12 protein-coding genes are annotated in these 14,175 nt (G+C 39.4%); 10 read left to right on the forward strand and 2 right to left on the reverse strand.

Going from position 1 to position 14,175, the window contains the following annotated elements; genetic code table 11:
- The 9 genes from BQ5341_RS01300 (at window position 1) to BQ5341_RS10455 (ending at window position 9,901) form a co-directional block, all read left to right on the forward strand.
- Window positions 1-2,271, forward strand: a complete 2,271-nt coding sequence (locus BQ5341_RS01300) for a glycoside hydrolase family 65 protein (RefSeq protein ID WP_071130256.1) — start codon at window positions 1-3, stop codon at window positions 2,269-2,271.
- A 384-nt stretch (window positions 2,272-2,655) separates the two neighbouring features.
- Complete coding sequence (gene rapZ / locus BQ5341_RS01305; protein WP_071130257.1) at window positions 2,656-3,546, forward strand: RNase adapter RapZ; 891 nt, start codon at window positions 2,656-2,658, stop codon at window positions 3,544-3,546.
- Window positions 3,546-4,526, forward strand: coding sequence for a gluconeogenesis factor YvcK family protein (locus tag BQ5341_RS01310; protein WP_071130369.1), 981 nt, complete (start codon window positions 3,546-3,548; stop codon window positions 4,524-4,526). The genes rapZ and BQ5341_RS01310 overlap by 1 nt, the downstream gene beginning before the upstream one ends.
- Window positions 4,527-4,541: 15 nt before the next feature.
- On the forward strand, window positions 4,542-5,471 hold the full coding sequence (whiA, locus tag BQ5341_RS01315) for a DNA-binding protein WhiA (RefSeq protein ID WP_071130258.1): 930 nt from the start codon (window positions 4,542-4,544) through the stop codon (window positions 5,469-5,471).
- A 35-nt stretch (window positions 5,472-5,506) separates the two neighbouring features.
- Entirely contained in the window at window positions 5,507-6,190 is a 684-nt protein-coding gene (locus tag BQ5341_RS01320; protein WP_071130259.1) for a YjjG family noncanonical pyrimidine nucleotidase, read from the forward strand.
- Between the two features lie 79 nt (window positions 6,191-6,269).
- Window positions 6,270-7,157 (forward strand): diadenylate cyclase CdaA, encoded by an 888-nt coding sequence (gene cdaA, locus BQ5341_RS01325; protein WP_071130260.1) that lies wholly within the window; start codon window positions 6,270-6,272, stop codon window positions 7,155-7,157.
- Window positions 7,157-8,254: a CdaR family protein gene (locus tag BQ5341_RS01330; RefSeq protein WP_071130261.1), complete on the forward strand. Its 1,098-nt coding sequence runs from the start codon at window positions 7,157-7,159 to the stop codon at window positions 8,252-8,254. The genes cdaA and BQ5341_RS01330 overlap by 1 nt, the downstream gene beginning before the upstream one ends.
- Before the next feature lie 25 nt (window positions 8,255-8,279).
- On the forward strand, window positions 8,280-9,635 hold the full coding sequence (gene glmM, locus BQ5341_RS01335) for a phosphoglucosamine mutase (protein WP_071130262.1): 1,356 nt from the start codon (window positions 8,280-8,282) through the stop codon (window positions 9,633-9,635).
- A 71-nt stretch (window positions 9,636-9,706) separates the two neighbouring features.
- Complete coding sequence (locus tag BQ5341_RS10455) at window positions 9,707-9,901, forward strand: hypothetical protein (RefSeq protein WP_158661718.1); 195 nt, start codon at window positions 9,707-9,709, stop codon at window positions 9,899-9,901.
- Between the two features lie 43 nt (window positions 9,902-9,944).
- Here the strand turns inward: BQ5341_RS10455 and BQ5341_RS10275 are convergent, their stop codons facing one another.
- The gene (locus BQ5341_RS10275; protein WP_205408726.1) at window positions 9,945-12,362 is read right to left on the reverse strand and encodes a hydroxymethylglutaryl-CoA reductase, degradative; all 2,418 of its coding nucleotides are present in this window, start codon (window positions 12,360-12,362) and stop codon (window positions 9,945-9,947) included.
- Window positions 12,363-12,536: 174 nt separating this feature from the next.
- On the opposite strand from BQ5341_RS10275, the gene BQ5341_RS01350 reads away from it, so the two are divergent.
- Window positions 12,537-13,682, forward strand: coding sequence for a hydroxymethylglutaryl-CoA synthase (locus BQ5341_RS01350; RefSeq protein WP_071130264.1), 1,146 nt, complete (start codon window positions 12,537-12,539; stop codon window positions 13,680-13,682).
- Window positions 13,683-13,756: 74 nt separating this feature from the next.
- On the opposite strand, the gene BQ5341_RS01355 is transcribed toward BQ5341_RS01350, so the two are convergent.
- Window positions 13,757-14,125 carry a hypothetical protein gene (locus BQ5341_RS01355; RefSeq protein WP_071130265.1) on the reverse strand — a complete coding sequence of 123 codons (369 nt, stop codon included), beginning with the start codon at window positions 14,123-14,125 and terminating at the stop codon, window positions 13,757-13,759.
- Window positions 14,126-14,175: the final 50 nt, after the last annotated feature.

Below are 14,175 nucleotides of genomic sequence, written 5' to 3' on the forward strand. Positions count from 1 at the left end.
ATGTATAAACGATTATTTGAAGTAGACCCGTGGACATTAAAGACGACTAGTTTGCCTAAAGAGGATAAACGGTTAATGGAGTCTTTAACTTCATTGGGTAATGGTTATATGGGAAGTCGCGGGATGTTTGAAGAACAATATTCTGGCGACACTCATCAAGGGGTATACATCGCCGGCGTTTGGTTTCCGGATAAAACGCGGGTTGGCTGGTGGAAAAATGGGTACCCAGATTATTTTGGTAAAGTAATTAATGCCACGAATTTTATCGCCGTAGATTTATTTGTCAACGGAGTAGCAGTGGATCTAGCAACTATTGCGCCAGAAGATTTTTTAGTGGAATTAAATATGCACAACGGACTTTTGACCCGCAAATTTGTGGTGACAATTGACAAGGTGCAAGTTGAATTTACGTTGGAAAGATTTTTATCGATTGTTGAATCCAGATTATCTTTGCAAAAAATTTCTGCTCGTATTTTAAAAGGAAGCGGAGAAATTTCTTTTATTTCTCGTTTGCAAGGAAATGTCCAAAATGAAGACGCCAATTACGATGAAAATTTTTGGGAAGAGCGCCAAGTAGCTCTAATGGAAAACTATGGCGTGTTAACTGCTGAAACGAAGGCTAATCCTTTTGGCGTGTCGCGCTTTACCGTCAGTTACGTAATGGATAACCAAGTGACGCCGCAAACGGAAAAAATATTTACAAGTGGACCTTTAGTTTGCCAAGAAGAAATGATTTGGCAAGGCGCACAAGGCGATGTCTTTACTTTAGAAAAAACAGTTGCCGTAACTACTAGTCGAGACGAAGAAATGGATCAACTTGTGGTTAAAGCGAGCGATTTGTTAAAAAATGCCGCTAATAAAAATTTCAGCCAACATTTACAAGAGCAAACCGCAGCTTGGGAAAAACGTTGGGAACAATCGGATGTTAAAATTTTCGGTTCTGATGAAGCGCAACAAGGGATTCGGTTTAATTTATTCCAATTATTTTCCACTTACTATGGAGAAGATGAGCGGTTGAATATCGGTCCCAAAGGCTTTACTGGCGAAAAATATGGCGGAGCCACTTATTGGGATACAGAAGCTTGTATCGTGCCGATGTATTTATCAGTAGCGCCAAAAAAAGTCACTGAAAAATTATTGCAATATCGCTTAAATCAATTGCCGGGCGCATTTGTCAATGCTAAGCGTCAAGGGTTAAAAGGCGCTTTGTATCCGATGGTAACTTTCACTGGTGTGGAGTGCCATAACGAATGGGAAATTACTTTTGAAGAATTGCACCGCAATGGCGCCATTGTCGAAGCGATTTATAATTATACGACGTACACTGGCGATGAAAATTATTTATTAAATGACGGCATCAAAGTAGTGGTGGAAGTGGCTCGGTTTTGGGCTGACCGCGTGCATTTTTCAAAACGGCGTGGCCTCTATATGATTCACGGTGTCACAGGACCCAATGAATATGAAAATAATATTAATAACAATTGGTACACCAATTATTTGGCGCGCTGGGTATTAACTTATGCCTTAGAAAATTTGCCTAAAGCGAGTGTTGACGCCCAAAAATTTTTACAAGTTAGCTCAGAAGAAATTTTTCACTGGCAAGATATTGTTAAAAAAATGTATTTGCCTGAAGATGACGAGCTAGGGATTTTTGTCCAACATGATACATTTTTAGATAAAGATTTAATGCCCGCTGAAAATCTGGATCCAAAAGAGCGGCCTTTAAATCAACATTGGTCATGGGACAAAATTTTGCGGAGTTGCTTTATCAAACAAGCGGATGTATTGCAGGGGATTTATTTTTTCAATGATGCATTCACGCTAGAAGAGAAAAAACGGAACTTCGATTTTTACGAACCAATGACAGTCCACGAATCTTCTCTGTCAGCTTCAGTCCACGCCATTTTAGCAGCAGAACTTGGCTACGAAGAAAAAGCCGTGGAAATGTATCAACGGACTTCGCGATTAGATTTGGATAATTATAACAACGATACCGAAGACGGATTGCATATTACTTCTATGTCTGGCGGTTGGCTGTCCATTGTCCAAGGATTTGCCGGCATGAAGACGACTAATGGCTTAAGTTTCAAACCATTTTGTCCAAAAGATTGGCAAGGTTATAGTTTTACAATCGGCTATCAAGAGCGCCTAATTGAAGTCGTTGTCGATCACGATTCAGTTACTTTAAATCTAAAAGAAGGCCAAGCCATAGAATTAGAACTCTACGGCCAAACCGTCGCCTTAAAAGACACAGTAAGCGCCGTGTATTAAAACAGGTTGTGAAAAATGCGTTTTGGGATGTAGAGAATTAGGAAAATTTTTCGAAAATCCCGGTTTTGGATTTTTGAAAATTTTATCTATTCTCCTAGTCACAGCATTTTTCACACCGTCAAAAAAGGTTGAAAAAAAATTGTTCTGCCCTGAATAGAATTAGGAAAATATTTTGAAAATCCCGGTTTTGGATTTTTAAATATTTTATCTATTCTCCTAACTGCAAGACAAAACACACCGTGAAAATTTCATTCAACCCCCAAAAAACTACGGAGAATTTTCCGTAGTTTTTTTGGTTTCGTTAAATTTTTTACAAACAAAGACACGCCCGGTTTGTTATGCTATAATGAGAACAGAAATTTCTTTCATATAAGGAGGAACAAGATGGAGCAAGCAGAGCAATTAAAATTAGTAATTATTACCGGTATGTCTGGTGCCGGGAAAACGGTGGCGATGCAAAGTTTTGAAGATCTAGGTTATTTTTGTATCGATAATTTGCCACCGTCATTAATTCCAAAATTTTGGGAATTAATTAAAGAAAGCGGCAAAGTCACCAAAATTGCCCTAGTGATTGATATGCGTTCGCGGGAATTTTTTAGAGAAATTCAAGATATGTTAGTTGAAATTGAAAATACCAATCTGATTGATACAACCGTTTTATTTTTAGAAGCCAGCGATGCTGAACTTGTTTCGCGTTATAAAGAAACCCGCCGCACGCATCCCATGGCGATGGACGGCCTAGTGACTGAAGGCATTAAAAAAGAACGATCGATTATGGAAGAAATTAAAGGCGACGCTCAAATTGTGATTGATACCACCAGTTTGTCGCCGCGACAATTGCGTGAAGAAATTTATAAAAATTTTAAAACGCAAGATGCGCATACATTTCGAATTGAAATGGTTTCTTTTGGCTTTAAATATGGCTTGCCAATCGATGCTGATATTGTGATGGACGTCCGCTTTTTGCCAAATCCCCATTACATTCCCGAATTGCGTCCTTTGACTGGACTTTATCCGCAAGTTTATGACTATGTGATGAATTTTCCTGAGACGCAAGAATTTTATGATAAATTCATGGCGCTATTGACGACTATTTTACCTGGCTATCAAAAAGAAGGAAAAAATAATGTGACGATCGCCATTGGTTGTACGGGTGGGCAACATCGGTCAGTCGCTTTAACGAAACGAATCGGCGAAGCGCTAGCGAAACATTATCGGGTGAATGTCACCCATCGTGATGCTGAAAAAAGAAAAGAAACGGTGAATCGTTCGTGATAAAAACATATCGAATAAAAAAACCAAAAATTGTCGTGATCGGCGGTGGCACGGGACTACCAGTTATTTTAAAAGGCTTGCGTAATCAAGGGGCAGAAATTACTGCGGTAGTTACTGTGGCCGATGACGGCGGATCTTCTGGCAAATTAAGGCAAGCGATGAAAATTGCACCGCCAGGAGATTTGCGCAATGTTTTAATTGCTCTTTCTGATATGCCGGAAATTTATGCCAATCTTTTTCAATATCGTTTTAATGAAGAAGATGATTATTTTGCTAATCACGCTTTAGGAAATTTAATTATTGCCGCTCTTGCGGAAATGAAAGGCAGCATGTATGACGCGGTGCAAATTTTAGGAGAAATGTTGCATATTGAAGGGCATGTTTATCCTGCTTCGGAAACGCCGCTAACTTTACACGCAGTATTTAAAGATGGTAGTGAAGTTTCTGGGGAAAGTTTTATCGCCAAAGATCGCAAAACAATTGATCATGTGTATGTGAAAAATTTTGAAGATAGCGATGTTCCAAAACCAGCGCGCAAAGTGATTAAGGCCATTGAAGAAGCGGATTTAATTTGTTTAGGGCCGGGAAGTTTATTTACAAGTATTTTGCCAAATCTAGTCATTCCTGAAATTGGCGAAGCCCTTTTAAAAACTCAGGGCGAAGTAGTTTACATTTGTAATATTATGACGCAAAAAGGTGAGACGGAACATTTTAGTGATGCCGATCATGTGCGAATTTTGCATGAGCATCTGAAAGCGCCGTTTATTAACACGGTGCTAGTTAATAGCGAAGTCGTTCCGGAAGGCTATATGGATCCGGAAATTTATGATGAATATTTAGTCCAAGTCAGTCATGATTTTAATGGCTTGCGCAATGAAGGGTGTCGCGTAATTTCAACGGATTTTTTGGCGTTGCATGACGGTGGCGTTTTTCATGATGGCGAAAAAGTTGTCAAAGAATTAATGCGATTAATTTATTAAAAAGGTGGAGATTTCTTGAGTTTTGCAGCTGAAGTAAAAAGAGAGCTAACCACTTTAGAAGTGCATCGGGAACATGCCAAGGCGGAACTTGCCGCCTTGATCCGGATGAACGGTTCATTGAGTTTACTCAATCATCAATTTATTTTGAATGTGCAAACGGAAAATGCCGCGATTGCTCGCCGGATTTTTTCGTTGTTAAAAGATCATTATCAAGTGAAAAGTGAATTGTTAGTTCGAAAAAAAATGAAATTAAAAAAAAACAATGTCTATATTGTCCGTCTGAAACAAGATACACGGCGGATTTTACTAGATTTAGATATTATGGACGGCATGATGTTTCAAGCCCATGTCTCTGATGAAATTATGGGGAATGCCCAAAAAATGCGTTCCTATTTACGAGGGGCGTTTATGGCGGCAGGTTCTGTTAATAATCCAGAAACGAGTCGTTATCATTTGGAAATTTATTCTTTGTACGATGCCCACAATAACGATATTTGCGAGATGCTGAATTATTTTGATTTAAATGCGCGGACATTGGAGCGCCGCAACGGTTATATTTCTTATTTAAAAGGTGCCGAAAAAATTGCCGATTTTCTAACTCTAATCGGAGCGACTAATGCCATGTTGAAATTTGAGGACGTGCGGATTGTGCGAGATATGCGTAATTCAGTCAATCGCCTTGTCAATTGTGAAACGGCCAATCTCAATAAAACCATTGATGCCGCCGCGAAACAAATTGAAAATATTTTATATATCGACCAAAAAGCCGGTCTTGCCAGTCTACCAATAAAATTACAAGAAATTGCTGAACTACGCTTGGAATATCCGGAGATGTCCATTAAAGAATTAGGGGAAATGGCCCCTAGTGGACTCGTTTCAAAATCAGGCATGAATCACCGCTTGCGAAAAATTAATGAGTACGCCGAAAAGTTGAGAGAAGAATAAAATAAATTTTAAGTTGAAAGAAGAAACAATTAAAAATGAAAAAAGCCTTATTATTTGATCTAGATGACACGTTATTAGATTTTCAAGCGGCAGAAAAAATGGCGCTGGAGAAAATTTTTGCCGATTTCTCAATTGCCTACACAGTTGAAAATCTAAAGTTCTATCAAGAAATCAATCACGGACTCTGGCATGATTATGAGATAGGAAAAATTCAACGAGAAGCCATTACTGCCGGACGCTTCCCATTATTTTTTGCCGCTTGTCATCTAGAAGCAGATGGCCTAAAAGCCGAAGAAAAATTTCGTTCTTATTTAGCCCAAGCAAAAGTAGAAGTACCCGGTGCGGCCGAATTATTAGGACGGCTTAAGACCAATTATCAATTATATTTAGTCACTAATGGTATTGCTCAAACACAGCGCGCCCGCTTAAAAAATACCGGCTTCGATCAATATTTTTCCGAAGTTTTTATTTCAGAAGAACTAGGGGCGGCTAAACCTGATCCGCAATTTTTTTCTGCGGTCTTAAGTCGTTTGCCTCAACTAAAAAAAGAAGAAATGTTAATTATTGGCGATAGTTTATCTGCCGATATAAAAGGAGGATTTTCCGCCCATATCGATACGGTTTGGTTTAATCCTAAAAATGCTACGCCGAAATATTTTCCCACCTATCAGATTCAAACACTGCCTGAGTTAACGAATTTGTTAGCTAAAATTCGTTAAAAATTAGTCAGTATTTTATATTGGTATTTTAAATTGTGATATACTAATTGAAGAATCTCAAAGGAAGAGAGGTTTGCCCATGAATTTTGAAATTTCTCGTATTTTTGATGCCAGTTATTGGAGCGAAATTTTTTCCAGTAATGTGTTGTCGTGGCCATTTCTCATGAATATTTTAGATATTGTGGTGGTTTGGTTTGTTGTTTATAAATTAATTATGCTCCTTCGTGGGACCAAAGCTGTTCAACTACTTAAAGGTGTGGCTGTATTTTTTGTTTTGCGAATTTCCGCCGGTCTTTTAGGGTTGAATACAGTTAAATGGCTGATGGACCAAATTATTACTTACGGGGTGATTGCGGCGATTGTTATTTTTCAACCGGAAGTAAGGCGAGGTTTAGAACATATCGGTCGTTCCACTTTTTGGACGAAGGCTCGAAAAGAAGCTTCACAAGAAGATCAAATGGTGGCCGCCTTTGATAAAGCGATTCAATATATGTCCAAACGAAAAATTGGCGCCTTAGTAACGATCGAACGCAATACCGGCTTAGATGAATATATTGAAACGGGTATTTCTTTAGATGCCGATATTACCGGCGAGTTATTAATTAATATTTTTATTCCTAATACGCCATTACACGATGGTGCGGTAATTATTAAAAATAATAAAATAGCCGTTTCCAGTGCTTATTTGCCCCTAACTGAATCGCAAGTTATTCCTAAAGAATTCGGGACGCGTCACCGGGCAGCCGTTGGTATTTCTGAAGTCTCCGATGCGTTAACTTTTGTTGTCTCAGAAGAAACGGGCGATGTCAGTATTACTTTAAATAACACGTTTATTCCGCATTTGACCCAAGATGAATATTTAAAAATTCTTCATGAAGAATTAACTAGCGCAGAAGAAAAAGAAGATAAGAAAAAAAATATCCTCCAACAATTTATTGATGGAATCAATAAAGGAGGGAAAAAATAATGCCAAAAGTGTTTCGTAGCAATTTTTTCTATAGTTTTATTGCTTTGCTTTTTGCCCTTTTACTATTTTTCAATGCCAACGCCGATTCCAATACGCGGATTACGCAAAGTGCTCAGACTTATGACGCTACCGTGTATGACGTGCCGATTAATATTGATTACGATGAGGACAGTTATTATATTTCTGGTTTTCCAGATACAGTGACCGTTCATTTGTCTTCAGTTAATCGCGTAAAATTAGCTCAAGAAACCAATGCAGATACTCGTTCATTTAAAATAGTCGCGGATTTGACTAAGCAAACTTCTGGAACTATGGATGTCGTCTTGCGCACTAGTAATTTAACAAGTGGTGTGGAAGCAGTGATTGATCCGGCAATTATTTCAGTGACAATTGAAACGAAAGTTAGCAAATCATTTCCAGTGAAAACTGTCGTCGACGAAAGTATTGTTGAAGATGGCTACTCGGTAGGGGAAGTTACGCTCGACCAAGATAGTGTTGAAGTAACTACCGGCGAGCAGACAATGACCCAAATTAAAGAAATTCAAGCTAAACTAAACGCCAATCGTTCCACGACGGAAGATTTTACCGAAGACGTAACGCTTCAAGCCGTGGATACAAATGGAAATGTCTTGCCAGTAACGATTAAGCCGACAACAGTTCGAGCAAGTGTGGAAGTTATTCCCCCGGAAAAAGAAATTAACGTGACTTTTTCTCAAACGGGTCAGCTTTCAGCGGGCATTGATCGTTTTACAATAACTTCAGAAACGCAGACGGTGACCGTGAAAGGATCAAACGCAGCTTTAGAAAATCTGACGCAAGTTGAAGTACCAGTAGATATTTCTAGTATTCGTATGCAGCGAGAGGTTACAGTTACAATTCCTACTAGTGACGGACTTACTTTTGATCCTAAAACAATTGTGGTGACAGTCGTTCCTGTATTTGTCACTGGAACTTCTAGTGCAACGACCACGACCCCATCGAGTTCTAGTTCAACTAGTAGTCAAAGTAGTGTATCATCTGAAATGGAAGAAACAGCAAGTTTAGAATCGACACAAGCGACAGACGAAACTAACTCTACAGAAACATCGAATGAATGAAAATTGAAAAGGAGTTTACTTAAACATGGGAAAATATTTTGGAACTGACGGCGTGCGGGGCATTGCCAATCAAGAATTAACACCGGAGTTGGCCTTTAAATTAGGCCGTTGTGGCGGTTATGTTTTATCGCGCCATCATGAAGGTGAGGATCGTCCCCGCGTTTTAGTCGCTCGGGATACACGAATTTCTGGCGAATTGTTAGAGATGTCTTTAATTTCTGGCTTATTATCAGTGGGCATTGAAGTCTTTCGGCTAGGTGTAATCTCAACTCCCGGCGTAGCTTATTTAACTCGGGTCCAAAAAGCGGCAGCAGGCGTAATGATTTCTGCTAGTCACAATCCAGCGCTAGATAATGGAATTAAATTTTTCGGTTCCGATGGTTATAAATTAGTCGACGATCAAGAATTGGAAATTGAAGCTTTACTGGATGCACCGGTGGATACTTTACCACGACCATCCGCAGCTGGTTTAGGGACTGTTGATGAATATCCAGAAGGTTTATTAAAATATTCGCAATTTTTACGGCAAACAGTTCCCAATGATTTATCAGGTTTAACAGTTTGCGTTGATGCGGCTAATGGAGCGACTAGTACGACCGTTAATCGTTTGTTTGCGGACTTGGAAACTGACTTTTTCACCATGGGCACAGCGCCTAATGGAATAAATATAAATGATGGCGTTGGTTCAACGCATCCTGAAAAATTGCAAGCCTTTGTTTTAGAAAAAAAGGCTGACGTCGGCTTAGCTTTTGATGGCGATGGGGATCGGGTAATTGCAGTTGATGAGCTAGGTAATATTGTTGACGGCGATAAAATTATGTACATTTGCGCAAAATATTTGGCTGAGAAAAAACGTTTGAAAAAAAATACCGTCGTTGCGACTGTAATGAGCAACTTAGGATTTTATAAAGCGTTAGAAGCAGCCGGATTAGAAGTAATCACAACAAAAGTCGGTGACCGCTATGTTGTAGAAGAAATGAAAAAAAATGAATATAATTTTGGCGGCGAACAATCCGGCCATATGATTTTCTTAGATTTCAATACAACCGGCGACGGAATGCTGTCAGGAATTCAATTGTTAAATATTATGAAACAAACCGGTCAAAAATTATCCGAATTAGCAGCCGGCATAAGCGAATATCCACAAAAATTGGTCAATATTAAAGTGACTGACAAACACGGCGCCATGGAAGTGCCAGCTATTAAAGCGGCTATTGAAGAAGCTGAAGCTGAAATGAATGGCGACGGTCGGATTCTCGTTCGCCCTTCCGGTACCGAACCATTATTGCGGGTCATGGCCGAAGCTCCAACGCCTGAAAAAGTAGATTATTACGTAGAAAAAATCGCCGCAGTAGTAAAAGAAGAAATCGGGTTAGATTAAGGCTGTAAAAAAAGGTTGTCTGAGCTTGCGGGAGTGCTGTAAGAAAATAGAAAAATGGTGGATGGGCGCAAATGCGCACAGGAAGTATTTTATCTTTTTCTCTAAGCACTGCAAGTTCAGACACCGTCAATAAGGTTGTAAGAAAAAGCGAGTTGTGGTGTAGAGAATTAGGAAAATTTTTTGAAAATCCCGATGTTGGATTTTTAAAAATTTTATCTATTCTCCTAACCACAGCTTTTTTTACACCGTCAAATAAGGTTGTCTAATCTTGCGCAAGCACTTAAAAAAAGATTGAAGGAAAATTTTCCTTCAATCTTTTTTTGTTGCGCGTAATTTTTTTAACATTTCTAAAGCAGTTGTTTGATTAAATATTTTTGCTGATTGCAATAAATCAGTTAGCTCGGTAATTTCTTTTCCAGTGGCGCCAACGCTGAGCGCTAGGGCGCTTGCTTGCAGGTGCATATGGCCATGTTGAATGCCTTTGGTGACGATCGCTTTAAGGGCTGAAAAATTTTGCGCTAAACCAACAGCGGCGGCCAACTCAGAAAATTCAGCAGCATCAGTAATTTTTAATAGCGCCCAAGCGGCTTTGGCTTTAGGTAAAACATGAGTGGCACCACCGACCGTTGCTACAGCTAAAGGAATGATTAATGTGCCAACAAGTTGTTGCTGCTGAATTTCCCACTGGCTTACGGATTGATAACGACCTTCTTCGCTAGCAAAGGCGTGGAGATTGGCGGCGACTTGTCGCGTATCATTTCCGGTGGCCAACATTAAAGCATCGATTCCATTAGCAATTCCTTTATTGTTGGTCACGGCGCGATAGGCATCAAGTGATGCGTAATGACTAGCGGCGACAATTTTTTTGGCGATTTTTTCACCCATAGCAGGATCGGAGTCAAGTTGCGTAAAATCAAGACGACAAGTGGCCGTCACTAGTGATTCAGTTGTAAAATTACTTAAAATCGCCATTAAAATATCGGCAGTAGGGAAAATAATTTTCAGCTGTGCGGCAATTTTTTCTAATGAGCTATTGATAACATTAGCGCCCATCGCATTTTTAGTATCGAAAAATAAATCTAAGGAGACAAAATTTTCCGGTAAAAGGCGCGGCAAAATACCTTTTAAGCCGCCGCCGCGAGAAACCATGCTCGGCATTGAATCGTTAGCTGAAATAAATATTTCTGCTTGGTGTTGTTTCAGCTGATTAATAAATGATTCTTGCGCTGAAACATTTTGAAAAATAATTTGTCCGAGTTTTAAAGATTGCTCACTGGTACTTGTAAAATTTTTAATGATTTTACTGGCGGAATTAAGGGCGGCCACGACGGAAGGTTCTTCAGTCGCCATGGGGACGTCATAGTTCTTATTATTGACAGAAAAATTCCGGACAACGCCAAGAGGTAATTCGATTTCACTGATTTGATTTTCAATTAAATTTTCAGCAACTTCAGGTGGTAAGGACATTTTGGTAAATTCTTGATACGTAGCAGCATCTAGTTCTAATTGGTCCAGACGTTGGTTCGCTGTGAGCTGATAAAATTTTTTCTCAGGTTGATTTTCATTTTTTTCTGGACGTTTTAATAAAATGGCTAAGCCTAAACCGCCGCCCACACAAAGAGCAGCGATGCCTAATTTTTTTTGTTGGGTTTCTAGTTGATGACATAAAGTAGTGACTAAACGACTGCCAGTAGCGCCAATGGCATGGCCTAAAGAAATACCGCCACCATAAAGATTTACTTTGGCCGAATCAAGTTTTAATTGTTGCTCTACCACAAGTGAGGTGGCGGCAAAAGCTTCATTAATTTCAAAAAGATCAATGTCATGGACGCTTAACTTTTGGCGGGTCAATAATTTTTCGATGGCGTCAATAGGCGAGATGCCCATTAAGCTTGGATCGATGCCCACTTCAACCGCATCTTCAATCACCGCTAAATAAGGTAAATGATGGGCGTCGGCAAAACTTTTTGAAGCTAGCAAAACCGCAGCTGCACCGTCATTAATTGTAGAAGCATTGCCAGGGGTGACGGTGCCGGAATTTTTAAAAGCAGGCTTTAAAGTGCTTAACTTTTCTAGCGTCGTTTTCGGACGAATACTTTCATCTTGGGTGACGATTGTGCCGTTGCTAAGTGTGACCGGAGAAATTTCTGGAGCAAATAAATTTTTCTTTTGCGCAGCGGCGGCTTTTAGTTGTGATTTTAAAGCAAAATTATCTTGCGCTGCCCGCGTTATGCCAAATTTTTCGGCGACATTTTCAGCGGTGAGACCCATATGTTTTTTGGAAAAAGCATCGGTGAGGCCATCATTGAGTAAAATAGAAATTTCTTGCTCATTATTTTCAGGATTTTTTGATTTAATAGTAGGTGCTTGAGACATATTTTCCACGCCGCCGGCTAAGACGACTTGCGCTTCATTTAGTTGAATCATCTGGCGGGCTAGCAAAATAGATTTAAGACCAGAGCCACAGACTTGATTAATCGTTGTAGCAACGACATTTTCTTTAAGGCCACTGTTTAAAGCAATTTGCCGAGCAGGGTTTTGTCCGTTACCCGCTTGTAAAACATTGCCAAAATAAACATGTTCAATATATGGTGTTGCCAATTGATTTTGTTTGATAATTTGTTTAGTGACGCTCACGCCCAAATCCACTGCGCTCATTTCGGCTAAAGATCCGCGAAATTTGCCAATCGGGGTGCGCAAGGCATCTAAAATTACGACTTCGTTCAAAAAATCCACCTCCACCACGAAATATAACATGTTTTTGTAAAGCTGCCAAAAAAACATTTACTTCGTGAAAATTTTTTAACAAACTTTTAATTTTACTACTTGTTTCTCGTCTAATGAAAAAAAATATGGTACGTTTATTGAGACATTGAAGAAATCATTTTAAAGGAGTAATTCATGACACTGGGAATTGATGGAATAAGTTTTTTTGTGCCGCCTTTTTATTTACCATTAACAGATTTAGCACTGGCGCGAAAAGTGGATCCAAATAAATATACAATCGGGATCGGCCAAGAAAAAATGGCCGTCGCACCGGTGAGTCAAGATATTATCACTTGGGGTGCCAATGCCGCTAAAGACGTATTAGTCGGAGAAAATGTAGAAAATTTGGCGATGGTGATTTTTGCTACAGAATCTAGCCTGGACGAATCAAAAGCCGCTGGCGTTGTGCTTCATAGATTATTAAAGTTGCCAAAATTTGTCCGAACTTTGGAAATTAAACAAGCCTGCTACGGTGGCACTGCCGCTTTAATGTTGGCCAAAGATTTTGTCGCTGTACATCCGGGAAAAAAAGTATTAGTCGTCATGAGCGATCACGCTCGTTACGGATTAAATTCCGGCGGCGAAGTAACGCAAGGAGCCGGCGCAGTGGCACTTCTAGTGAGCGAAAATCCTAAAATCCTAGCTATAAACGACGACAGCGTGAGTATGACTGCCGATATTAATGATTTTTATCGGCCGACTGGAGAAAAATTTCCAATTGTCGATGGGCCATTATCCAATGCCACTTATATCGAAATGTTTGCCGACTTATGGCAAACTTACCAACAACAAACGGGATTGGATTTTGCAGATTTTTCCGCCCTCGTTTTTCATTTGCCTTATGCAAAAATGGGCCAAAAAGCTTTACGCCCGCAACTAGAAAATGCGCCTGAAAAAGTACAAACGCAGTTAATGGACAATTATCAATTGAGCACACTTTATTGTCGGCAAGTGGGAAATTTATATACGGGGTCATTGTATTTGAGTTTACTTTCATTATTAGAGCAAAGCGAAAATTTGCAAGCCGGTTTGCGCCTAGGATTTTTTTCATATGGATCAGGTGCGGTGGGGGAATTTTTCTCTGGCGTTTTGCAACCAAATTTTGCTTCGTTTTTAAATCAGGAAAAAGACGCTAAAATGTTAGCAAATCGACAAGCCATAAGTGTCACTGAATATGAAAAAATGTTTAGTGAACATTTGAGTGAAGAACTGACCTTAAATGATCCAACTCTATTTTCGGTAGCTGATTTTAACGGGGAAGTTCGGAACTATCGCTCTTAAAAAAACAAAAAAAGGCTGGGACAAAATGAATTGTCCTAGCCTTTTTGTTCAAGATTTTTATTCTTTTTATCTTTTTATTTCGTGCCGGTAGCTTGGTTTTCAGGTTTTTTGTTTCTTTCTAGCATGGAAACTTTTTTAATTTTAGCTAAGGCTAACAGCTGGATCGTATCTTCCTTTTTTAACGGTTTTACTACTACTGTTTCGTCTAATATTTGTTTTTTGCCAATGAAGCCGGCGATGGAAATGAAATTTCTTTGGTCTTGTTCCACTTGCAAAACCACCAGGCGCCCGCTAGCTTGAGCCTCAAGTAAGCGGTCGTGAATCATTTTTTGATCCCGAGCAACCGGTGTGTCTTGTAATAAATTGCGCAAAAATTGTTTTGATGAGCGTGAAACGAAGCGTTTGAATTGATGAAAAATAAGTTTCGATTGTTCAGCAGCCATCCGTTTTCCTCCCAAAGACAAAGTTCTTTGGTCCTATTTTACTGAAAAAA

Origin of the sequence: Enterococcus timonensis, from assembly GCF_900104595.1 — a bacterium.
GTDB classification, from domain to species: Bacteria; Bacillota; Bacilli; order Lactobacillales; family Enterococcaceae; genus Enterococcus_J; species Enterococcus_J timonensis.